The following is a 19,273-nucleotide window of genomic DNA, read 5'->3' on the forward strand; positions in this document are numbered from 1 at the left end:
TGCCAGGGATAGCGCGGAACCGGCTTCGCCGGGCCGCTGGTATCGCCCCCTTGAGGGGGAGGCGCCGCAGGCGCTTCGGGGGTGTTTCATTTCAGCCGAGCTGGCCCTTGATCTTGTCGAGCGCTGCGTTGGCGCATTGCTCGTCGAGGTGGCCGCCCGGCGCGCCGCCGACGCCGACCGCGCCGATGACTTCATTGCCCGACTTGACCGGCACGCCGCCGCCCAGCAGGAGGAAGCCGGGAATGTTCACGAGATTCGCGGCCGCGGGGTTCTTCTGCGCGTTCTCCATCATGACCAGGGTCGGCGCCTTGGCCGAGGCCGAGGTCCAGGCCTTGCGCTCGCTTGCGGCCAGCGTGTGGGAGCCGGCGTTGTTGGCGCGCTGCACGGCGCGCACGGTGCCGGCGCGATCGACCACGGTCGCGGCGACCGCGTAGCCGTTGGCGGCGCAGGCGGCGACCGCCGCACCGGCGATCTCGTTCGCCAGTTCGAGCGACATGTTCTTCTCGGCACGGACGGACGGGGTCGGTGCCGGTGCCTGGGTTTGGGCCTGCACGCTCAATGCGGAAGCGGTGAGCAGGACGGCGAGGCTGGCGAGACGAAAGGACGGGTGCATGAAGAAGTTCTCCGAAAGGGATTGAGCGGGTTGCGCCGGCACACCGCCGACGGCATCGCCACTGTAGGAATTGCCGCGCCCGGCGGCCATTCGTACGGCTACCGCCGACCCTCCGTAGAACTACGGAGCGTCGACCAGTCCCGCGTAGCGACGGATCATCTGCGCCAGCGAGTCGCAGTCGAGCTTGGCGAACAGGTTGGCCCGGTGCGACTCCACCGTGCGCGGCGAGAGAGCGAGCGCGCGGGCGATCTCCTTGTTGGTGAGGCCGGCAACGATGAAGCCCAGCACCTCGCGCTCGCGCTCGGACAGCTGCTGATGGCGCTCGCGCGCCGCCTGGTCGGCCTGGGTCCGCTCGCGCGAGTTGACATGCTGGCGCACCGCCTGCTGCAGCGCCTCGAGCAGTTGCTCGTCGTCCACCGGCTTCTCGAGGAACTCCGCCGCGCCCGCCTTGAAGGCGCGTCGGCACATCTCCACCGTGCCGTGGCCGGTGAGCATGATCACGGGCTGGTCGACGCCCTGCGCGATCAGGGTGTCGAGCAGCGCCAGCCCGCCGATGCCGGGCATGCGCACGTCGAGCACGATGGCGCCGATGCCGCCGCGGTCGAAGCCGTCGAGGAACGCCTGTGGATCGGCCCAGGTCTGCGTCCGCAGGCCGACGGTGCCGATCAGCAGGGCCAGGCTCTCGCGCACCGCGAGGTCGTCGTCGATCAGGTGGATCAGCGGGGACAGCGTTCCGTTCATGCCGGCCGCTCCGAGTCGGCTGGGCCGGCGAGCGGCAGGCGCAGCGTGAAGCGCGCACCGCGCGGCGCGGCGTGCTCGGCGCCAAGTGAGCCGCCCATGCCGCTGGCCAGCGTCTCGCAGAGGCTCAGCCCGAGCCCGAGGCCGCCCTCGCGGGTGCTGTAGAAGGGCTCGAACAGCCGTCGCAGGGCATCGGCCGGGAAACCGGGCCCGTTGTCGGTCACGCTGAGGAAGCCCCGGCCGTTGTCGAGGCCGATCGCCAGCTGCAGCCTGCGCTCGCTGCGCGGCACCTCGTCGAGCGCCTGCAGCGCATTCATCAGCAGGTTGTGGACGATCTGCTCCAGCGCCACCGGCTCGGCCTGCACGACCACCGGCGGGTGGGCCGCATCGTCGATCGCCGGCACCACGGTCCTGCGGCCCAGTTCGGGCGCGAGCAGGTGCAAGGCGCTGCGCAGCGTGTCCCGCAGCGCCACGGGCCGCATCTCGGCCTGGCGGTCGGGCCGCTCGATCACGCGGCGCAGCCGGCCCACCACCTCGGCGGCGCGGCGCGCCTGTTCGGCGGCCTGCTTCATGGCGGAGCGCGCGGTCGCCAGTTCCGGCGGCTCCTCGTCGAGCAGCCGCCCCGCCGCCTGCGTGTTCGCAAGCACGGCCGTCAGCGGCTGGTTCAGTTCGTGCGCCATGCCGGCCGCCAGTTCGCCGAGGGCGTTGAGACGCGCCACCTGTCCCAGCCGCAACAGTTCCTCGGCGCGGCGCCGCGCGACGCGCTGGCGCCGCAAGGCGCGCGCGCCCCCCAGCACCGCCGCCATGGCGAGCGACCAGGCCGTCATCGCGGCCCAGGGCAACTCGCGCCAGGACACCCGCCGCTCGGCCACCAGCTCGAAGGCCTGGCTCTCCGAGGCCAGCACCTTGCGAAAGTCGAAGCGCCAGCCACCGTCGTCGGCGACCCGGTCGCCCGGCTGGACGACGAACTGCTGCCCGCCCTGCTCCAGCGTCACGCGCACCGGGCTGATCTTCGGGTCCATCGGCCAGTCGCGCCAGGGCACGGCGGTGGCGAGATCGATGGCGAGGGCGTAGCTGACGGGCAGTGCGCCGATCACCAGCCGGTAGCGGCCATGCGCAAAATCGTCGGCGACGAGTTCGGCACGGTGCAATTCGCGCGAGCGGGCCTCGGCGCGGGCCAGCGACGCCTGCGGCCATGCCGCGCCGGCGTCGCGCCGCTGGACATCGAGGATGGACGGATAGACCGACGACAGGCGCCGCTCGGGCCGCGCCGAGGCCGCCGCCGGCTCGAGCAAGGCCAGCGTTGCCAGCACGGCGTCGTACTGCACCACCTGCTGGCTCATGAGCCGGTGCGCGATGCGCCCGTTGACCTCGAAATCCTCGTGCAACTGCCGGATCTCGGCCCGCGCCAGCCACACCGCACCGGCGCCGGCGGCCAGCAGCCATGCGAGCCACCAGCCCCCTTGCGTTCGCAACCATTGCCTCATGGCGCGGATTGTGCCCGCGGCGCGGACCCTCCCCTGTCCGGCGCTTGCATTGCCTGCCTGCCTGCGCTCACAATCTGAGCGCCCGAGCGGCCCAACATCCCCGGGCTTCCGTATGTCAACACCCCTTCCCACTGAAGCGGCGGCGGAGTCCGCGCAGGCCTCGGCAACCCGGGTGGCGAAGCACGCCGCCAAGACGCAGCGCCAGGACATGACGCGACTCGTGCTCGGTCTCCTGAAGCCCTACCACGCCTGGCTGGTGATCGTGTTCGCCGCCATGATGGTGGAGATCGTCATGAGCCTGGCGGCCCCCTGGCCCCTCAAACTGGTGCTCGACGATGCGCTCGGCACCCACCACCTGCCGCACTGGCTCGAATGGGCGCACCAGTGGGGCATCGGCCGCCACACGCTGGGCGTGGCGCTGTTCGCCGGGATCGCCACCGTGATGATCGCGGTCATCGGCGGCATCGCGACCTACATCGACAACTACTACACCACCAGCATCGGRCAGTGGGTCGCCAACGACCTGCGGCTGCGCATCTACGAGCACCTGCACCGGCTGTCGCTGGCGTTCTACGACAGCGCCAAGACCGGCACCCTGATGTCGACCATCACGAGCGATGTCTCGACGGTGCAGAGCTTCGCCTCCTCSTCGACGCTCTCGATCATCGTCGACATCGTCACGATCGTCTTCATGCTGGGCCTGATGATCTGGCTCGACTGGGACTTCACGCTGATCGCGGTCGCSGTCATGCCCTTCCTGCTGCTGTTCGTGTTYCGCTTCAAGAAGGCGGTSAARGAGGTCACGCGCGAAGTGCGGGTGCGGCAAAGCGAGATCGTGGCCGTGGTCCAGGAAGGCCTGGGCTCGGTGCGCGCGATCAAGGCCTTCGGCCGCCAGGATCTCGAGGTCACGCACATGGAGGCCGCCAGCCACGCGAGCACCGAGGCCGCGCTGCGGGCGCGCAAGATCAAGTCGCTGCTGTCGCCGGTGGTCGCGGTSGTGGTSGCCCTGTGCACCGGCATCGTGCTGTGGAAGGGCACGGCGCTGATCATCGCCGGCACCATGACGGCCGGCGCCCTGACCGTGTATCTCGCCTATCTCTCCAAGTTCTTCAAGCCGGTGAAGGACCTCGCCGGCATGGCCAGCACCATCGCCCAGACCACGGTGGCGCTCGAGCGGATCCAGAAGATCCTGGGCGCCGACGACATCATCCGCGAGCACCCGCAGGCCATCGATCCCGGCCGCGCCAAGGGCGAGATCASCTTCGAGCATGTGGCCTTCGGCTACGGCGACGAGCCCCCGGTGCTGCGCGAYGTCTCGTTCACGATCAAGCCCGGCCAGGTGGTCGGCATCGTGGGKCCGACCGGYAGCGGMAAATCGACCGTCGTGAGCCTGATGCCGCGTTTCTACGACCCGACCGGCGGCCGGGTGCTGATCGACGGCCTCGACATCAGCCGCCAGAAGCTGGCGGCGCTGCGCGCGCAGATCGGYTTCGTGCTGCAGGAAACGGTGCTGTTTCGCGGCACCATCGGCGAGAACATCGCCTACGGCAAGCCSGGCGCCAGCCGGGAGGAGATCGTGGCCGCGGCCAAGCTGGCCAATGCCGACGAGTTCATCAGCCGCATGCCGCACGGCTACGACTCGCTGGTCGGCGAACGCGGCGACACGCTGTCGGGCGGCCAGCGCCAGCGCATCGGCATCGCGCGCGCCGTGATCCGCAACAGCCCGATCATGATCCTCGACGAACCGACGGCGGCACTCGACACCGAGTCCGAGCGGCTGGTCATCGAAGGCCTGGAGCGGCTGATGCAGGGCCGCACCGTGATCATGATCGCGCACCGCCTGAGCACGCTTCGCAACGCCGACAAGATCATCGTGCTGAAGGACGGCATCGTGGTCGAGGAAGGCACCAACGACGAACTGGTGGCGCTCGGCGGCGTCTACGCCGAGCTGCACCGCATCCAGTACGAAAACCCCACGGCCGCAGCGGCCGCGTCCGCCTGAGGAAATCATGTCCCACCGATTGATCGTTCTGCCCGACGACACCGCCAAGCCGATTCTCGATGCGATCAACGCGGCCAAGACCGCGTTGAACATCCGCATGTTCCTGTTCACCGACGARACCCTGCTCTCGGCGGTCATTGCCGCCAAGCAGCGCGGCGTCAAGGTCCGCGTCATGTTGAACCCGGCGCGGCGCACCGGCGAGGCCGAGAACGAGGCGTCGCGCCAGGCRCTGACCGACGCCGGCATCGAGGTGCGCGACAGCAATCCGAAGTTCGACCTGACACACCAGAAGTCGATGGTCGTGGACGACCAGGCCGGTTTCGTCGAATCGCTGAACTGGGAGCCCAAGGACCTGACCGTGACGCGCGACTACGCGGTCGTCACCACGCACGACCTCGAGACGCGCGAGATGGTGGCCTGYTTCGATGCCGACTGGGCGCACGAGGACTTCACGCCGCAYCCCGAGTCGCGGCTGATCTGGTGCCCCGACAACGGCCGCGAGCGCGTGGCCGCCTTCATCGACGGCGCGCAGCATTCGCTGTGGGTGCAGAACGAGCGCTACCAGGACACSGTGATCATCGAGCGCCTGGTGCGGGCAGCGATCCGCGGCGTCAAGGTCCACATCCTGACCAAGCCGCCGCATTCGCTCAAGGCCGAGAAGCTGATCGAAGGGGTGGGCGGGCTGCGCATCCTGCAGGACGTCGGCGCCAAGGTGCACACCATGAAGCACCTGAAACTGCACGCCAAGATGATGCTGGCCGATGGTGAGCGCGCGATTGTCGGCTCGATCAACCTCGCGCCGGGCAGCTTCGACGGGCGGCGCGAACTGGCGATCGAGACCGACCATTCCGGCACCGTGCAGCGGCTGGCGGAAACCGCGCAGCGCGACTGGGCGTCCTCGCACAGGATCGACCTCAGCGATGCGGGCCTGATCCACGACCTGGAGAAGCGGCAGCTCGATCCGCACCAGCTCGTGCTCGATGGCAGCCACGAGTCGCAGAAGGACAAGGACAAGCCGAAGACGCACAAGGCGAAGGGCTGAGCCGTGATGGCGCGCATCGGGTTGGCGGCGGCAGCGCTGCTCCTGGCCAACGCGGCGCTGGCGGCGGGCGATGCGGAATTCGCGATCCGCTGGGATCCGGCCGAGGGCGGCCCCGGGACGCTCGAAGCGATCGCCGAGGCCCTGCGGCTTCCCGATGGGAAGCGCAAGACCTTCGAGGTCCGGTACTTCGCCGTGAAGCAGCCGTCCGGCTCGCCCGAGGGCGCCAGCGCGATCGCCCGCGAGCGGCTCTCGGAAGGCCGGATGGAGTCGATGTACAAGCTGCGCAGCCCCCGTCGCCTTCCCGGTCCGCGGGCCGCAGGCCGACTGGCGCTGCCCGTTCAAGGTCGAAGCGAAGCGCCAGAACGAGGTCGACGTCGGCTGGAGCGTCGAGGGCGCGCCGAAGAAGAATTATTCGCGCAGCTGCGAGGCCGGCGGCCATATCGCCGACCTGCTGCCGGCCCGGTTCATGGCCCAGCCGCTGGACTGCGCCAGCAGCATGCTGCGCCTGACCTCCGAGCGCATCAAGATCGAGCGCTGGAGCCTGCCCGGCGGCAGGCAGGCCTTCGAAGTGTCCACCAACGGCCGCGACACGGATGCCGACCTCGAAGCCTTCGCCGCTCGGGTGGTTCGCCCGCTGCTGGCGCTTGGCGTCAGGCCGCTCGCGCAAAGCAAGACCCAGCTCGGCAGCAGTTGTTGAGCGCGCAGGACTCAGCTCGCCGGCGCTCGCGCCGCCTCGCCCATCGTGCGGGCCATGTCGCTCACGATCCGGCGCAGCAACTCGGTCGCGGCGGGTGCCAGCATGCGCCCGTGGCGCGAGATCACGTGCGTGCGGCCCTGGTATAGCAGCGGATTCTTCATCGGCAGTTCCACGACCTCCGGCCTGTCGAGGTGAGGCGGCAGTGACATCCGGGTGCTCAGCGCATAGCCCAGGCCGGCGACGACAAAGTAGCCCAGCGCGCTGAACGAGGTGGTCGTGAGCAGGGTTGGCAGGCGCACGCCCTCGCCGATCTCGGCCGCTTCGATGTGCTGGCGCACCCCGAAGCTGCGCTTCAGCGTGGCGCCCGGATACGGCAGCAGGTCGGCCAGCTTGAGCGGCCGGCCCAGGCGCGCCAGCGGATGCGTCTCGAGCACCAGCGCCTCGATCGGCTGCGGGTGCGAGTGGTGCGAGCGCAGCCGCTCGTCCTTCGGCGGCTGGAACAGGAGGCCGATGTGGGCCCGCTCGTCGATCACCCGGCGCACGATCTCGTCGCTGCTGCCGACCTCCAGCGAGATCGTGATCGCCGGGTGCGCGCGCATGAAGGCCTGCAGGCTGTGGCGCATCAGCCAGTCGACATAGCCCTCGCCGGCGACGATGTCGATATGGCCCCGCTCGACCTTGCGGATCGCATCCATCTGCGCCAGCAGGTGCTGCTTCTGGCTCTGCTGGCGGCGCAGATAGACCGCCAGCAATTCGCCGGCGTCGGTCGGCGCCACGCCGCGTCCGCGCCGCTCGAGCAGCAGCGTGCCGCATTCCTTCTCGAGCAGGCCGACCGCCCGGCTGACCGCCGACGGGTCCATGTCGAGCACCTCGGCGGCACCCCGGACGGATCCGCTTTCCAGCACCTGCATGAAATAGCGCAAGCGCCGCGTTTCCAGCTTGTCGTCCATGCCGCCTCCCGGTGAGCGTTGCATTCAATGCAACAAAGATCCTGAATTTTAGTCATTGATGCAATGACTTCTTTCTTTGAGACTCGGTCTGCCCCCCACTTTCGGAAGACCTCAGCCTCATGACCTCCGCCACCGCCGCGCTCGCGCCCGAATCGCTGGATTCCTATCCCACGGGCAAATTCAAGCTTGTCGTCGTGTCCTTGATCGTGGTCGCCATCGCCGAGCTGATCGGCGCCACCCAGTTCAAGCTCGGCCCCGGCAAGGTGGTGCTGCTGCCGATGCTGTGGGCGCTGCTGCTGGCCGCGGTCTGGGGCATCGCCGCGCGCCGCACCCCGGCGCTGGCGCGCATCCCCGCGGGCCTGCAGTCCTACGCAGGCGGCCTGCTCAACGCCGGGCTGCTGCTGTTCATCGTCAAGCTGGGCCTGACGGTCGGCGCCGCGCTGCCGCAGGTCCGCCAGGCCGGCTGGGCGCTGGTCTTCCAGGAGTTCGGCCACGCCTTCGGCACCCTGGCGCTGGGGCTGCCGCTGGCCCTGCTGCTGGGCATCAAGCGAGAGGCCGTGGGCGCCACCTTCTCGGTCGGGCGCGAGGGCAACCTGGTCATCATCGGCGAGAAGTACGGCATGGCCTCGCCCGAGGGCCGCGGCGTGCTGGCCGAGTACATCACCGGAACCGTGCTCGGGGCGCTGTTCATCGCGGTGCTCGCGGGCTTCATCACCAGCCTCGGCATCTTCGACCCGCGCTCGCTCGCCATGGGCGCCGGCGTCGGCTCGGGCAGCCTGATGGCGGCCGCGATCGGCGCGATCGGCGCCCAGCAGCCGGCCGAGATGCTGCCGCAGCTGACGGCCATCGCCGCCGCCTCGAACCTGCTGACCACGGTGGTCGGCTTCTACTTCACGCTGTTCCTTTCCTTGCCGGTGTGCTCGTGGCTCTATGACCGGCTGGAGCCGGTGCTCGGCCGCTTCTCGAAACGCCAGCCGGCCGACACCGCGGCGCTCGACGGTGGTGTCGCTGCCGGCTCCTCGGAGCTGCCCTTTGCCGACCAGGTGGTCGCCTGGGCGGTGGTCGGTGGCGGCGTGATGATCGGCAACCTGCTGTCGTACAAGGTCCCTTTGCTGCAGTCGCTGGCCGGCATGCTCGCAGTCATGGCCGTGGTGCTGCTGGTCGGCCTGGTGAAGCGCCTGCTGCCGAAGATGCCGATGGTGCTGGTGCTCTCGCTGGTGGCCACGGTGGCCGGCATTCCCGGCCTGTTCCCGTTTTCCGACAGCCTGATCGCGCTCACCGCCAAGCTCAACTTCCTGGCCTTCACCACGCCGGTGCTGGCGCTCGCCGGCTTCTCCGTCGCCAAGGACCTGCCGGTGTTCCGCCAGCTCGGCTGGCGCATCGTGGTGGTCTCGCTCACCGCCACCGCCGGCACCTTCCTCGGCGCCACGCTGATCGCCGAAATCTTCCACTGACCCCTCCAGACGAACTGCCCCATGTACCGCGAACCCGAGATTGCCGAAGAAACGCGCGCACGAATGCTGGCCTGGCGCCATGACATCCACGCCAACCCCGAGACCGCCTTCGAGGAGCACCGCACCGCCAACGTGGTTGCCAACGCCCTGATGCTGATGGGCATTCCGGCGCACCGGGGCCTGGCCGGCACCGGCGTGGTCGGCACCCTGACGAACGGCGAGGGTCCGAGCATCGCGCTGCGCGCCGACCTCGATGCGCTCCACATGACGGAGCTCGGCGAGCACGCCCACAAGTCCACCTGCGCCGGCAAGATGCACGGCTGCGGCCACGACGGCCACACCGCGATGCTGCTCGGCGCGGCCGATCACCTGGCCCGGCACAAGCCTTTCCGCGGCACGGTCCACTTCGTTTTCCAGCCCGCCGAGGAGAACGAAGGCGGCGGCCGCAAGATGGTCGAGGAAGGCCTGTTCGACCGGTTCCCGGCAGACGCGGTCTACGGCATGCACAACTTCCCCGGCATGCCGCGTGGCCAGTTCGGGATTCGCACCGGCACCATGACCGCCTACCTCGACACCTTCGAGATCGTCATCACCGGCCGCGGCTGCCACGGCGCGATGCCCGAAACCGGCGTCGACCCGGTGATGATCTCGGCCCAGCTCATCAACGCGCTGCAGACCATCGTGAGCCGGCGGGTCGGCGCCACCGAATCGGCGGTGGTCAGCGTGACGCAGATCCACGGCGGCGACACCTGGAACGTGGTGCCCGAGACGGTGGTGCTGCGCGGCACGGCGCGCACCCTGGATGCGGCCATCCAGGACAAGGTCGAGGCCGCGATGCACCAGATCTGCGCCGGCATGGCGCAGACCCACGGCGCCGGCGTGGCGCTGAAGTACATGCGCGGCTACCCGGGCGTGGTGAACACGGTCGACGAGACAGCGGCCGCGGTGGCGGCAGCCGCAAGCCTGGTCGGCGAGGCGCAGGTCCACACCGACATCAAGCCCGCGATGGGCTCGGAAGACTTCGCCTTCATGCTGCAGAAGCGGCCCGGCGCCTACATCGGCATCGGCGCCGGCGAAGGCCCCAACGACCCGCCGGTCCACAATCCCTACTACGACTTCAACGACAAGATCCTGCCGCTGGGCGCTGCCTACTGGGTGGCGCTGGTCAAGCAGCAGCTGGCTGCGGCATAGTCCGACCATGCTCTCCGTCTTCGACATCTTCAAGGTCGGCATCGGTCCGTCGAGCTCGCACACGGTCGGGCCGATGCGGGCGGCGCGGATGTTCGCGGGCGGGCTCGAGCGCGACGGCCTGCTGGCGCGCACGGCGCGGGTGCAGGTCGATTTGCACGGCTCGCTCGGCGCCACCGGGCGCGGCCACGCGACCGACGTGGGCGTGATCCTCGGGCTCTTCGGCGAGGCGCCGGACAGCGTCGACCCGGCCGCGGTGCAGCCTCGGATCGAGGCCTTGCGGCGTTCCGGTACGCTGCTGCTGATGGGGCGCCAACCGATCGGCTTCGATCCGTTGCGCGACATTCGATTCATCGGCGACGAGTCCCTGGCCGAGCATCCCAACGGCATGCGCATGGTCGCGCTGGACGCGACCGGAACCCTGCTGGCCGACCGCTGCTATTTCTCGGTCGGCGGCGGCTTCGTGGTCGAGGGCGGCGCCGGGCCGGCGCCCGCCGAGACCGGCGCCGCCCAGGTCTGGCCGCACCCCTTCCGCACCGGCGACGAGTTGATCTCCCAAGCGGTGAAAGGCGGCCTCTCGGTGGCTCAGTTGATGCTGGCCAATGAGAGCGTCTGGCGCCCGCCCGTCGAGGTGCGCGCGGGCGTTCTGCGCATCTGGGCCGCGATGCGGCAGTGCGTGCAACGCGGCCTGGGCATCGACAACCCGAGCGCCGCCGCACGCCTGCCCGGCACACTGAACATCCGCCGCCGGGCCCCGCAGCTTCACCGCGAACTGCTGGCACGCGACGCCGGCGCCGCAGCCGCCGACCCGCTCGCCGCCATGGATTGGGTCAACGCGTTCGCGATGGCGGTCAACGAGGAGAACGCGGCCGGCGGCCGCGTGGTGACCGCGCCGACCAACGGCGCGGCAGGCGTGGTCCCCGCGGTGCTGCACTACTACGAGAAGTTCTGCCCCGGCGCCTCGGACGACGGCATCGTCGATTTCCTGCTCACCGCGGCCGCGATCGGCCTGCTGTACAAGGCCAACGCCTCGATCTCGGGTGCAGAGGTCGGTTGCCAGGGCGAGGTCGGCGTCGCCTGCTCGATGGCGGCCGGGGCGCTGGCCGCCGTCCTGGGCGGCACGCCGGCGCAGGTCGAGAACGCGGCCGAGATCGGCATGGAGCACAACCTCGGCCTCACCTGCGATCCGGTCGGCGGGCTGGTGCAGATCCCCTGCATCGAGCGCAACGCGATGGGCGCCGTCAAGGCCATCAACGCCGCGCGGCTGGCGCTGCGCGGCGATGGCCACCACTATGTGTCGCTCGACGCCGTCATCAAGACCATGATGCAGACCGGCGAGGACATGAAGTCGAAGTACAAGGAGACTTCGCTCGGCGGGCTGGCGGTGAACGTGGTGGAGTGCTGAGCAAGTTCCATCGCCGTCGCGGCCCGCCGGCCGTCTACGACGACTCGAACGCGAGGTAGACCCGGCCGCCCTCGATCTTCACCGGGTAGGTGCGCAGGTCTTCGGTGAGCGGCGCGCACATCGCCTTGCCGCTGCGGATGTCGAAACGGCCCTGGTGCAGCGGGCATTCGATTTCGTGGCCCTCCAGAAAACCGTCGCACAGCCTCGCGTGGCCGTGGGTGCAGATGTTGTCGGTGGCGTGGATGCCGTCGTCGGTGCCGTACAAGGCAATGTCCCTGCCCTGCACGTCGATGCCCACCACATCGTCGGTGGGCACGTCCTCGACCGCGGCAGCGTCTATCCAAGTCATGGTGTGCATGTCGTTGAGTCTCTGTGTGGAAGATGTCAGTTGTCGGGCTTGAGGCCGGCGCGTTCGATCACGGGCTTCCAGCGGCGCAGTTCTTCGTCCATGAACCTGGACAGCGCCTCGGGCGTGCTGCCGACGGGGTCGAAGTACGCGGTCTGCAAGCGCTTTTGCGTCTCGGGGTTCTTCAGCACGGCCGCAATCTCGCGGCTCATGCGCTGCACGACCTCGGGCGGCGTACCCTTGGGTGCCATGTAGGCGAACCATGGCACGGCCTGGATGTCGGGAAGGCCCGATTCGCGCAGCGTGGGCAGGTCGGGCAGCAGCGCCGAACGCTCGGCCGACGTCACGGCCAGCGCCTTGAGCCTTCCGGCCTTGACCTGCGGCATGACCGTCACCGGCGGCAGGCAGGCGTATTGCACGTCGCCCTGGACAAGCGCGGTGACGGCCTGGCCCGAAGACGCATAGGGAATGTGCACGGCGAACGAGTGGGTCTTGAGCTTGATCAGCTCCACGCCCAGGTGCGAGATCGAGCCGTTGCCGGTCGATGCAAAGTTGAACTTGCCGGGATTCTGCTTCATGGCCGCGAGCCAGCCCTTGACCGAGTCCACGTTCATCGAATTCGACGCCGCGCACACGTTGGGCGTGGTGGCGGCCAGCGACACCGGCACCAGGTCCTTGAAGGGGTCGTACGGCAGATTCTTGAAGAGCACCGTGTTGTAGACCAGCGGTGCGTTCACCGACAGCAGGAAGGTGTGGCCGTCGGGCGCCGCCTTCGAGGCCAGGTCGGTGCCGGTGTTGCCGCCGGCGCCCGGCTTGTTGTCGACGATCAGCGGCTGGCCGATGCGCGCGGCGAGCTTGTCGTTGACGATGCGCGCCAGGATGTCGGGCGACGAGCCGGCGGCGAACGGCACCACGATGCGAATCGGGCGCTGCGGCCACGCCTGCGCATGCACGGCGTGGCCGGCGAGCACGGTACAAGCCACGGCAGCGAAGGTCCTGAGGCGGACGTGCTTCATGTGCGCACCTCCACGTCGACCATCCCGAGATGGTCCTGCTGCTCGCGGGCAATGAACCCCGCAATCAGCGCGCGGTAGCAGGCCTCGACCACTTCGGGATAGGCCCCCTCCTTCTCGGCCAGCGCCTTCACCTTGTCGATCACCTCCTGCTGGCGCTGCGGCGCCGACACCTGGAAGGCGTCGCGCTTGAAGCGCGCCGCATCCTTCACGTAGCGGCCGCGCTCGGCCAGCAGCGCGACGATCTTGCGGTCGAGCGCATCGATGTTCTCGCGCACCTCGGCCAGGTTGGCGCACAGGGGCTGGTAGGCGGGGTCCGCAAAGCGCCGCAGCGGCGCACCGTGTGTCTCGGGTTCTTTTGGCATGTCAGATCGGATAGATGATGGAGTTGGGGATCATTTCGCTGTCGAAAACGCACAAGCGCGAGGCGAACTTCAGCCCGTCCGGCGTCGGCACCACGGCATCGATGTAGCGCCCGACATTGAACACGGTCGACGGCTGGTCGAGCTTGGTGCGGAACACCGCGTAGTTGGCCTCGCTGTGGATCGTGCCGTCGTCGTCGACCGCGTGCACCGTCGGCAGGCCGACCACGTGGCGCTGATAGTAGGGGTCGTGGAACAGCGTCTCGCGAATCCCGTAGACGCGGTCTTCGAGCATGCCCCGGCTTTCGAACGAGAGCGTCGCCAGCGGCAGGCCGCGCTCGTGGTTCTCGCGCGGCTGCAGCCGGTAGCTGCACTGCTCGATGAAGAACCCGGGCCACAGGTCCCATTGGCCTGAATCGACAGCATGCGCATAGGCGGCGTAGAGGCGCGCCAGTTCGAGATAGGTTTCGGTGCCGAGTTTCATGCGTCCATCACCTCGCGCCAGTAGCGGTACATGCCGCGGATCAGCGTCTCGGTCACCATGTGGTCGGTGTTTTCGACCTCGCGGCCGCCCAGTTCAGCGAGCGTGCGATGGCAGGGCCTCTGCTCGAAGCCCTGCTGCGAGAACTCGATCACCTCGCCGTCGTCGGCCGAGACGAAGCCCGCCGGGCCGAACAGGTTGGCCTGGCGCAGCCGGCGCTGCTGCATGTCCTCGCTGTCGTCCTCGAAGCCGAAATGGGTCCAGACGAAATCGAACGCATCGTGGCCCACGGGCTGGATGTGGCGGGTGGAGACACTGTTGACCTGCTGCTGCAGGATCAGGCTCGGGAACAAGGTCATCATGACCGCGGTCGGCCCGCCCCACCAGGGCTCGGGCACGATGTCGAGAAAGCGCGGGTCCTTGAGCTGCATGCTCTCCTTGAAGCTCGACACCTGCGTCACCTGTGCGGCCTTGCCCGCGTTGCCGCGGGTGGAAATCATCGCGGCGTGGCGGCCGTGCGCGTCCATCTTGAGCTCCGACTTGTTGTCGGCGCGCCAGAGCCCGAAGGTGACGAACCAGGTGTGCAGCAGGCCCGGATGGTACGGGTCCTTGATGTTCTCCTGCATCAGCTTCCAGTTGCCGGGAATGCGCTGGCGGCTGTAGCCGAGGATCGTGAGCTTGCGGCCGTCGAACAGGCGGTCGAAGTAATGCAGGATGTCGGGGCCCAGGAAGTCCTCGAACGACTCGATGCCATGGTCGAACGACGCGAAGACCACGCCGCCGCGCGACGCCACCTTGAGCTTGTTGAGGCCGTGGTCCTCGACCTTGAAGTCAGCGGGCATGCCGCCATGCACCTTGCCGTCCTGCTTGACGCCACGGCGAAAGGGCACGCCCTGCAGGTCGCCCTTGAGCGTGTAGTTCCATTGGTGGTAGGGGCAGACGAACTCCTTGCGGTTGCCATGGCGCTCGCGGCAGAACTGCATGCCGCGGTGGGCGCAGACGTTCTCGAAGACGTGGATCACGCCCTCCTCGTCGCGCGACATGACGACCGAACGCTCGCCGATCGCCGTGCGCTTGAAATCGCCCGGGTTCGGGATCTCGGCTTCGAGCCCGACATAGCACCAGTGCTTCTCGTAGAAGAAGCGCTGCAGTTCTTTCCTGTGCAGCGCCTCGTCGGTGTAGGCCATGAAGGGAATGCGGCTGGTCTTGTCGCTTTCCCAGCGCAGCGCGATGGGGAACACGGCCTCGGCAGTCATGGGAGGTTTCCTTTCTTGTGGGGTCTTCACTTCAGGTGCCTTGCAGGTAGAAGGCATCGGCATGGGTCTTCTCGGGCACGAGGCCGCGACCGCGCACCCACTGGGTCACGGCCTCGACCATCGGCGGCGATCCGCAAAGGTAGGCGCGCCAGCCCTCGAGGCTGCCGGGCCAGTCGGCACGGATCGCATCGGTGATCAGCCCCAGGCGCTGGCCATCGCGCGCGGGGCCGCTGACGACCACCACGTGCACCTCGAGGCCGGCATGAAGCGCTTGCAGTTCGCGCAGCTCGTCCAGGCCGTAGACATCGGCGTCGGAGCGCACGCCCAGGTAGAGATGGATGGGCTGGGTGAGGCTGGCCGCGATCGCGCCCCGCACGATGGACAGGATGGGCGCCAGTCCGGTGCCGCCCGCCGCGCAGAGCATGGGGCCGCCGTGCCTGGTGCGCAGGTAGGCCGTGCCCAAGGGTCCGCTCACCCGCACCGCGTCGCCGACGCGAAGCTGTTCGAAGATGTGCGCGGTGACCCGCCCGCCGGGCACCCGGCGCACATGGAATTCGAGCTCCGCGTCACGGCTCAGGCCGGCCATCGAATACGGCCGTGCCAGGCCCGCCGCGAATTGCAGCTGCGCGTACTGGCCCGGCGAGAACTCCAGCGGCCGGTTCGGCTTCAGCCGCAGCCGGCGGATGTCGTGCGTGAGCGCATCGATGCCGGTCACCGTGGCCTTGAGGATGCGCGCCGGATGCACCACCACCTCGTCGGTTTCGGGAATCTCGATGGTGCAGCTTTCGGTCAGCGTGCTCTGGCAAGCCAGCACGTAGCGCTCGCCCTGCGCATCCGGACGGATGGCGTCCTGCCCCGCATCGAGCACCTGGCCCGACACCACCTTGCAGCGGCAGGTGCCGCAGCGCCCCGCCATGCAGCTGTACGACACCGGCACATGGTGCTCGCGCAGCACCTCCAGCAGGTTGGCGCCGGGGCGGACCTCGAGGGTCTGTCCAAGGGGTTGAATGCGCAGATCCATCGTCGGGTGTCTTGTGGCGGTCTCTCGGGGCTGGTGCGTCTCTCAGGGGAGGGATGATGCGGGGCCGATGCAGATTGACCAATAGAATCTGGTGAATCATCTTCATCACCGATATGAATAAAGGTAGGCATGCAGCTCAAGGACATCGACCTCAACCTGCTGCTGGTGTTCGATCGCATGCTGGCCGAGAAGCGCGTGTCGGCGGTGGCCGCATCGCTCGGGCTTTCGCAGCCCGCCATCAGCAACGCGCTGGCGCGGCTGCGCAAGCTGCTCGGCGACGAGCTCTTCCTGCGCACGGCGCGCGGCATGGAGCCCACCCCGTTCGCCCTGCAGCTGGCCGAGCCCGTGGCCTACGCCATGGGCGCGCTGCACACGGCCCTCAACCAGCAGGTGGTGTTCGACCCCGCCACGAGCACGCGCAGCTTCACCATCGCCATGACCGACATCGGCGAGATCTACTTCACGCCGCGGCTGATGGAAGCGCTGTCGGTCGCGGCGCCGGGGGTGAGGATCAGCACGCTGCGCAACAACACCACGACCAGCCTGCGCGATGAACTGGAGACCGGCCACGTGGACATCGCCATCGGCCTGCTGCCGCAGCTCAAGGCCGGCGTGTTCCAGCGCCGCCTGTTCCGCCAGAACTATGTGTGCCTCTTCTCGGGCACGCATCCGCTGGCGCGCAAGCGCAGCGTGTCATTGAAGGACTTCGGTTCGGCCGACCATGTGCTGGTGCAGGCCGCCGGCACCGGCCACGGCAAGGCCGACGACGTGATGGCGGGGCAAGGCATCCAGCGGAGGATCCGCCTGCGCGTGCCGCACTTCGTGGCCATCGGCCACATCCTGCGCTCGAGCGAAATGATCGCCACCGTGCCCGAGCGCCTGGCGCAGAGCATCGCCGAGCCCTTCGGGCTGGTGTGGCGCCCTCACCCGGTGGCGCTGCCGCAGATTGCCATCAACCTGTTCTGGCACGCCAAGGTGCATCGCGATCCGGGCAACCAGTGGCTGCGCGGCCTGCTATTCGACAACTTTGCGGATGGCGATTGACCGGCGCGGAAATCAGGTCTGCAAGGGCCAGCGCCCCAGCACGAGGTGCTGCCCTTTGCCGACGAGACTCCGGACCAGGACGAACTCGCGCGCCGTCCATGCGATGGGGGCCACCGATTGCTCCGGCACCACACGCGTGTCGCGCAGCAGTGTCAGGTGCGGCGTGAAGCTTCCCGTTTCGGCCGCGACGCCGTGGCTGCGCAACGCAACGCCCAGATTGAAGCGAAAATCCTGCAGCGCCTGCATCGCCTGGCTCCCCAACAGCACCAGCGGACGCTTCCTGGCACGGGCCGGAAAGCTCGTGACCCGATCGAAGCGCAGCCCGAATGCAGGACTGTCCAGGGTCTGCGCCGCCTGCCGAGCCCCGGCCACCAGGTCTTCCGGCAACACGCCGGCACGGCCCAGGTAATGCAAGGTGACATGCAGCCGCTGCGCCCCGGTCGGGGGCGTCTTCAGGCCATGATCGGCGCGCAAGCGAGTGGCGAGCGCGACCGCCCGGGCGGCGGCGGCGGCGTCCGGCTGGAGGGCGAAGAACAGGCTGTCCACCGCCCTCCGCTCATTCCCACTCGATCGTGGCCGGCGGCTTGCTGCTCACGTCGTAGGTCACGCGGTTGATGCCGCGCACCTCGTTGATGATCCGCCCCGAGACCTTCTTGAGCAGCGCATAGGGCAGCTCGGCCCAGTCCGCGGTCATGAAGTCGCTGGTCTGCACCGCGCGCAGCGCCACCACGTAGTCGTAGGTGCGGCCATCGCCCATCACGCCCACGCTCTTGACCGGCAGGAACACCGTGAAGGCCTGGCTCGTGAGGTCGTACCAGCTCTTGCCGCTCGAGGGGTCGACGAAGTTGCGCAATTCCTCGATGAAGATCGCGTCGGCGCGGCGCAGCAGCTCGGCGTACTCCTTCTTGACCTCGCCGAGAATGCGCACGCCCAGGCCCGGGCCCGGGAACGGATGGCGATACACCATCTCGGGCGGCAGGCCGAGCGCGACGCCGAGTTCGCGCACCTCGTCCTTGAACAGGTCGCGCAGCGGCTCGAGCAGCTTCAGGCCCAGTTGCTCGGGCAGGCCGCCGACGTTGTGGTGGCTCTTGATCGTGACCGCCTTCTTGCTCTTGGCGCCGCCCGACTCGATCACGTCGGGATAGATCGTGCCCTGGGCCAGCCACTTGGCGCCCTTCGCGCCCGCACTCGTGAGCTTGGCCGCTTCCTGCTTGAACACCGTAACGAACTCGCCGCCGATGATCTTGCGCTTGGCCTCGGGATCGCTCACGCCGGCCAGCTTGCCCAGGAAGAGCTCGCTGGCGTCGACGCGGATCACCTTGGCGTGCAGCTGGCCGACGAACATGTCCATCACCATGTCGCCCTCGTTGAGCCGCAGCAGGCCGTGGTCGACGAAGACGCAGGTCAGCTGGTCGCCGATGGCGCGATGGATCAGCGCCGCGGCCACCGAGGAATCCACGCCGCCCGACAGGCCGAGGATCACTTCCTCGTCGCCGACCTGCTGGCGGATCGCTTCCACCGCTTCCGCGATGTGGTCGCGCATCACCCAGTCGCGCCGGGCACCGCAGATGCCGAGCACGAAGCGGTCGAGGATCGCCTTGCCCTGCTGCGTGTGCGTGACTTCGGGGTGGAACTGCAGCGCGTAGAAATGCCGCTGTTCATCGGCCATGCCGGCGATCGGGCAGCTCTCGGTCGAGGCCATCAGCTTGAAGCCGGGCGGCAGCTCGGTGACCTTGTCGCCGTGGCTCATCCAGACGTTGAGCATGCCGTGCCCCTCGTCGGTCGTGAAGTCGGCGATGTCGCGCAGCAACTCGGTGTGGCCGCGCGCGCGCACGGCCGCGAAGCCGAACTCGCGCTTGTGGCCGCCCTCGACCTTGCCGCCGAGCTGGTGCGCCATGGTCTGCATGCCGTAGCAGATGCCCAGCACCGGCACGCCGAGCTCGAACACCGCCTGCGGCGCCTTGTCGGTGGTTTCCTCGTAGACGCTCGCGTGGCTGCCGGACAGGATCACACCCTTGAGCGTGCCGTCCTTGGCGAACTCGCGCACCCATTCGTCGCTGACGTCGCAGGGATGGACCTCCGAGAACACGTTCGCTTCGCGCACGCGGCGCGCGATCAGCTGGGTGACTTGGGAGCCGAAATCGAGGATGAGGATCTTGTCGTGTTGCATGGAG

At 68.6% G+C, this 19,273-nt stretch carries 19 protein-coding genes; 7 read left to right on the plus strand and 12 right to left on the minus strand.

Annotated features, from left to right (window positions below; genetic code table 11):
• Window positions 1-91: 91 nt before the first annotated feature.
• The 3 genes from AC1D2O_RS00155 to AC1D2O_RS00165 form a co-directional block, all read right to left on the minus strand.
• A complete protein-coding gene (locus tag AC1D2O_RS00155; RefSeq protein WP_478093615.1) occupies window positions 92-613 on the minus strand; it encodes a GlcG/HbpS family heme-binding protein in 522 nt (173 codons plus the stop codon).
• 120 nt (window positions 614-733) lie between these two features.
• Entirely contained in the window at window positions 734-1,354 is a 621-nt protein-coding gene (locus AC1D2O_RS00160) for a response regulator transcription factor (protein ID WP_478155885.1), read from the minus strand.
• On the minus strand, window positions 1,351-2,838 hold the full coding sequence (locus tag AC1D2O_RS00165) for a sensor histidine kinase (protein WP_478089199.1): 1,488 nt from the start codon (window positions 2,836-2,838) through the stop codon (window positions 1,351-1,353). Before AC1D2O_RS00165 ends, AC1D2O_RS00160 begins: the two co-directional genes overlap by 4 nt.
• 112 nt (window positions 2,839-2,950) lie before the next feature.
• On the opposite strand from AC1D2O_RS00165, the gene AC1D2O_RS00170 reads away from it, so the two are divergent.
• From AC1D2O_RS00170 to AC1D2O_RS00180, 3 genes are all read left to right on the plus strand, one after another.
• Window positions 2,951-4,840, plus strand: a complete 1,890-nt coding sequence (locus AC1D2O_RS00170) for an ABC transporter ATP-binding protein (protein WP_478155887.1) — start codon at window positions 2,951-2,953, stop codon at window positions 4,838-4,840.
• Window positions 4,841-4,847: 7 nt separating this feature from the next.
• Window positions 4,848-5,882, plus strand: coding sequence for a phospholipase D-like domain-containing protein (locus tag AC1D2O_RS00175; protein ID WP_478155889.1), 1,035 nt, complete (start codon window positions 4,848-4,850; stop codon window positions 5,880-5,882).
• Between the two features lie 466 nt (window positions 5,883-6,348).
• Window positions 6,349-6,579 carry a hypothetical protein gene (locus AC1D2O_RS00180; RefSeq protein ID WP_478089196.1) on the plus strand — a complete coding sequence of 77 codons (231 nt, stop codon included), beginning with the start codon at window positions 6,349-6,351 and terminating at the stop codon, window positions 6,577-6,579.
• Between the two features lie 11 nt (window positions 6,580-6,590).
• Here the strand turns inward: AC1D2O_RS00180 and AC1D2O_RS00185 are convergent, their stop codons facing one another.
• On the minus strand, window positions 6,591-7,529 hold the full coding sequence (locus AC1D2O_RS00185; protein ID WP_478155891.1) for a LysR family transcriptional regulator: 939 nt from the start codon (window positions 7,527-7,529) through the stop codon (window positions 6,591-6,593).
• A 119-nt stretch (window positions 7,530-7,648) separates the two neighbouring features.
• Here AC1D2O_RS00185 and AC1D2O_RS00190 point away from each other — a divergent pair, with 119 nt between their 5' ends.
• Genes AC1D2O_RS00190 through AC1D2O_RS00200 form a run of 3 tightly spaced genes read left to right on the plus strand, consistent with a single transcriptional unit; the run spans window position 7,649 to window position 11,576 of the window.
• Entirely contained in the window at window positions 7,649-8,983 is a 1,335-nt protein-coding gene (locus AC1D2O_RS00190) for a DUF3100 domain-containing protein (protein WP_478155893.1), read from the plus strand.
• Window positions 8,984-9,004: 21 nt separating this feature from the next.
• Window positions 9,005-10,174 carry a M20 aminoacylase family protein gene (locus tag AC1D2O_RS00195; protein ID WP_478089193.1) on the plus strand — a complete coding sequence of 390 codons (1,170 nt, stop codon included), beginning with the start codon at window positions 9,005-9,007 and terminating at the stop codon, window positions 10,172-10,174.
• Between the two features lie 7 nt (window positions 10,175-10,181).
• A complete protein-coding gene (locus AC1D2O_RS00200; protein ID WP_478089192.1) occupies window positions 10,182-11,576 on the plus strand; it encodes an L-serine ammonia-lyase in 1,395 nt (464 codons plus the stop codon).
• A gap of 34 nt (window positions 11,577-11,610) precedes the next feature.
• Here the strand turns inward: AC1D2O_RS00200 and AC1D2O_RS00205 are convergent, their stop codons facing one another.
• Genes AC1D2O_RS00205 through AC1D2O_RS00230 form a run of 6 tightly spaced genes read right to left on the minus strand, consistent with a single transcriptional unit; the run spans window position 11,611 to window position 16,055 of the window.
• On the minus strand, window positions 11,611-11,934 hold the full coding sequence (locus AC1D2O_RS00205) for a non-heme iron oxygenase ferredoxin subunit (RefSeq protein ID WP_478089191.1): 324 nt from the start codon (window positions 11,932-11,934) through the stop codon (window positions 11,611-11,613).
• Window positions 11,935-11,960: 26 nt separating this feature from the next.
• Window positions 11,961-12,938: a Bug family tripartite tricarboxylate transporter substrate binding protein gene (locus AC1D2O_RS00210; protein WP_478089190.1), complete on the minus strand. Its 978-nt coding sequence runs from the start codon at window positions 12,936-12,938 to the stop codon at window positions 11,961-11,963.
• Complete coding sequence (locus AC1D2O_RS00215) at window positions 12,935-13,300, minus strand: chorismate mutase (RefSeq protein ID WP_478089189.1); 366 nt, start codon at window positions 13,298-13,300, stop codon at window positions 12,935-12,937. The genes AC1D2O_RS00210 and AC1D2O_RS00215 overlap by 4 nt, the downstream gene beginning before the upstream one ends.
• Before the next feature lies 1 nt (window position 13,301).
• Window positions 13,302-13,781 (minus strand): aromatic-ring-hydroxylating dioxygenase subunit beta, encoded by a 480-nt coding sequence (locus AC1D2O_RS00220; protein WP_478089188.1) that lies wholly within the window; start codon window positions 13,779-13,781, stop codon window positions 13,302-13,304.
• Window positions 13,778-15,034, minus strand: a complete 1,257-nt coding sequence (locus AC1D2O_RS00225; RefSeq protein WP_478155895.1) for an aromatic ring-hydroxylating dioxygenase subunit alpha — start codon at window positions 15,032-15,034, stop codon at window positions 13,778-13,780. Before AC1D2O_RS00225 ends, AC1D2O_RS00220 begins: the two co-directional genes overlap by 4 nt.
• A 31-nt stretch (window positions 15,035-15,065) precedes the next feature.
• Window positions 15,066-16,055, minus strand: a complete 990-nt coding sequence (locus AC1D2O_RS00230; RefSeq protein ID WP_478089186.1) for a 2Fe-2S iron-sulfur cluster-binding protein — start codon at window positions 16,053-16,055, stop codon at window positions 15,066-15,068.
• Between the two features lie 129 nt (window positions 16,056-16,184).
• On the opposite strand from AC1D2O_RS00230, the gene AC1D2O_RS00235 reads away from it, so the two are divergent.
• Window positions 16,185-17,099 carry a LysR family transcriptional regulator gene (locus tag AC1D2O_RS00235; protein ID WP_478155897.1) on the plus strand — a complete coding sequence of 305 codons (915 nt, stop codon included), beginning with the start codon at window positions 16,185-16,187 and terminating at the stop codon, window positions 17,097-17,099.
• 12 nt (window positions 17,100-17,111) lie between these two features.
• Here AC1D2O_RS00235 and AC1D2O_RS00240 read toward each other — a convergent pair whose 3' ends face one another.
• Entirely contained in the window at window positions 17,112-17,645 is a 534-nt protein-coding gene (locus AC1D2O_RS00240) for a 2'-5' RNA ligase family protein (protein ID WP_478089184.1), read from the minus strand.
• A 10-nt stretch (window positions 17,646-17,655) separates the two neighbouring features.
• Window positions 17,656-19,269: a glutamine-hydrolyzing GMP synthase gene (gene guaA, locus AC1D2O_RS00245; RefSeq protein WP_478155898.1), complete on the minus strand. Its 1,614-nt coding sequence runs from the start codon at window positions 19,267-19,269 to the stop codon at window positions 17,656-17,658.
• Between the last annotated feature and the right edge of the window lie 4 nt (window positions 19,270-19,273).

It is taken from the genome of Variovorax sp. P1_G12 (assembly GCF_056405555.1).

Excerpts from the sequence above, each read along its gene's own strand:
- AC1D2O_RS00155 (WP_478093615.1), bottom strand. The coding sequence starts at position 613 with ATGCACCCGTCCTTTCGTCTCGCCAGCCTCGCCGTCCTGCTCACCGCT.
- AC1D2O_RS00160 (WP_478155885.1), bottom strand. The coding sequence starts at position 1,354 with ATGAACGGAACGCTGTCCCCGCTGATCCACCTGATCGACGACGACCTC.
- AC1D2O_RS00165 (WP_478089199.1), bottom strand. The coding sequence starts at position 2,838 with ATGAGGCAATGGTTGCGAACGCAAGGGGGCTGGTGGCTCGCATGGCTG.
- AC1D2O_RS00180 (WP_478089196.1), top strand. The coding sequence starts at position 6,349 with ATGGCCCAGCCGCTGGACTGCGCCAGCAGCATGCTGCGCCTGACCTCC.
- AC1D2O_RS00185 (WP_478155891.1), bottom strand. The coding sequence starts at position 7,529 with ATGGACGACAAGCTGGAAACGCGGCGCTTGCGCTATTTCATGCAGGTG.
- AC1D2O_RS00190 (WP_478155893.1), top strand. The coding sequence starts at position 7,649 with ATGACCTCCGCCACCGCCGCGCTCGCGCCCGAATCGCTGGATTCCTAT.
- AC1D2O_RS00195 (WP_478089193.1), top strand. The coding sequence starts at position 9,005 with ATGTACCGCGAACCCGAGATTGCCGAAGAAACGCGCGCACGAATGCTG.
- AC1D2O_RS00200 (WP_478089192.1), top strand. The coding sequence starts at position 10,182 with ATGCTCTCCGTCTTCGACATCTTCAAGGTCGGCATCGGTCCGTCGAGC.
- AC1D2O_RS00205 (WP_478089191.1), bottom strand. The coding sequence starts at position 11,934 with ATGCACACCATGACTTGGATAGACGCTGCCGCGGTCGAGGACGTGCCC.
- AC1D2O_RS00210 (WP_478089190.1), bottom strand. The coding sequence starts at position 12,938 with ATGAAGCACGTCCGCCTCAGGACCTTCGCTGCCGTGGCTTGTACCGTG.
- AC1D2O_RS00215 (WP_478089189.1), bottom strand. The coding sequence starts at position 13,300 with ATGCCAAAAGAACCCGAGACACACGGTGCGCCGCTGCGGCGCTTTGCG.
- AC1D2O_RS00220 (WP_478089188.1), bottom strand. The coding sequence starts at position 13,781 with ATGAAACTCGGCACCGAAACCTATCTCGAACTGGCGCGCCTCTACGCC.
- AC1D2O_RS00225 (WP_478155895.1), bottom strand. The coding sequence starts at position 15,034 with ATGACTGCCGAGGCCGTGTTCCCCATCGCGCTGCGCTGGGAAAGCGAC.
- AC1D2O_RS00230 (WP_478089186.1), bottom strand. The coding sequence starts at position 16,055 with ATGGATCTGCGCATTCAACCCCTTGGACAGACCCTCGAGGTCCGCCCC.
- AC1D2O_RS00235 (WP_478155897.1), top strand. The coding sequence starts at position 16,185 with ATGCAGCTCAAGGACATCGACCTCAACCTGCTGCTGGTGTTCGATCGC.
- guaA (WP_478155898.1), bottom strand. The coding sequence starts at position 19,269 with ATGCAACACGACAAGATCCTCATCCTCGATTTCGGCTCCCAAGTCACC.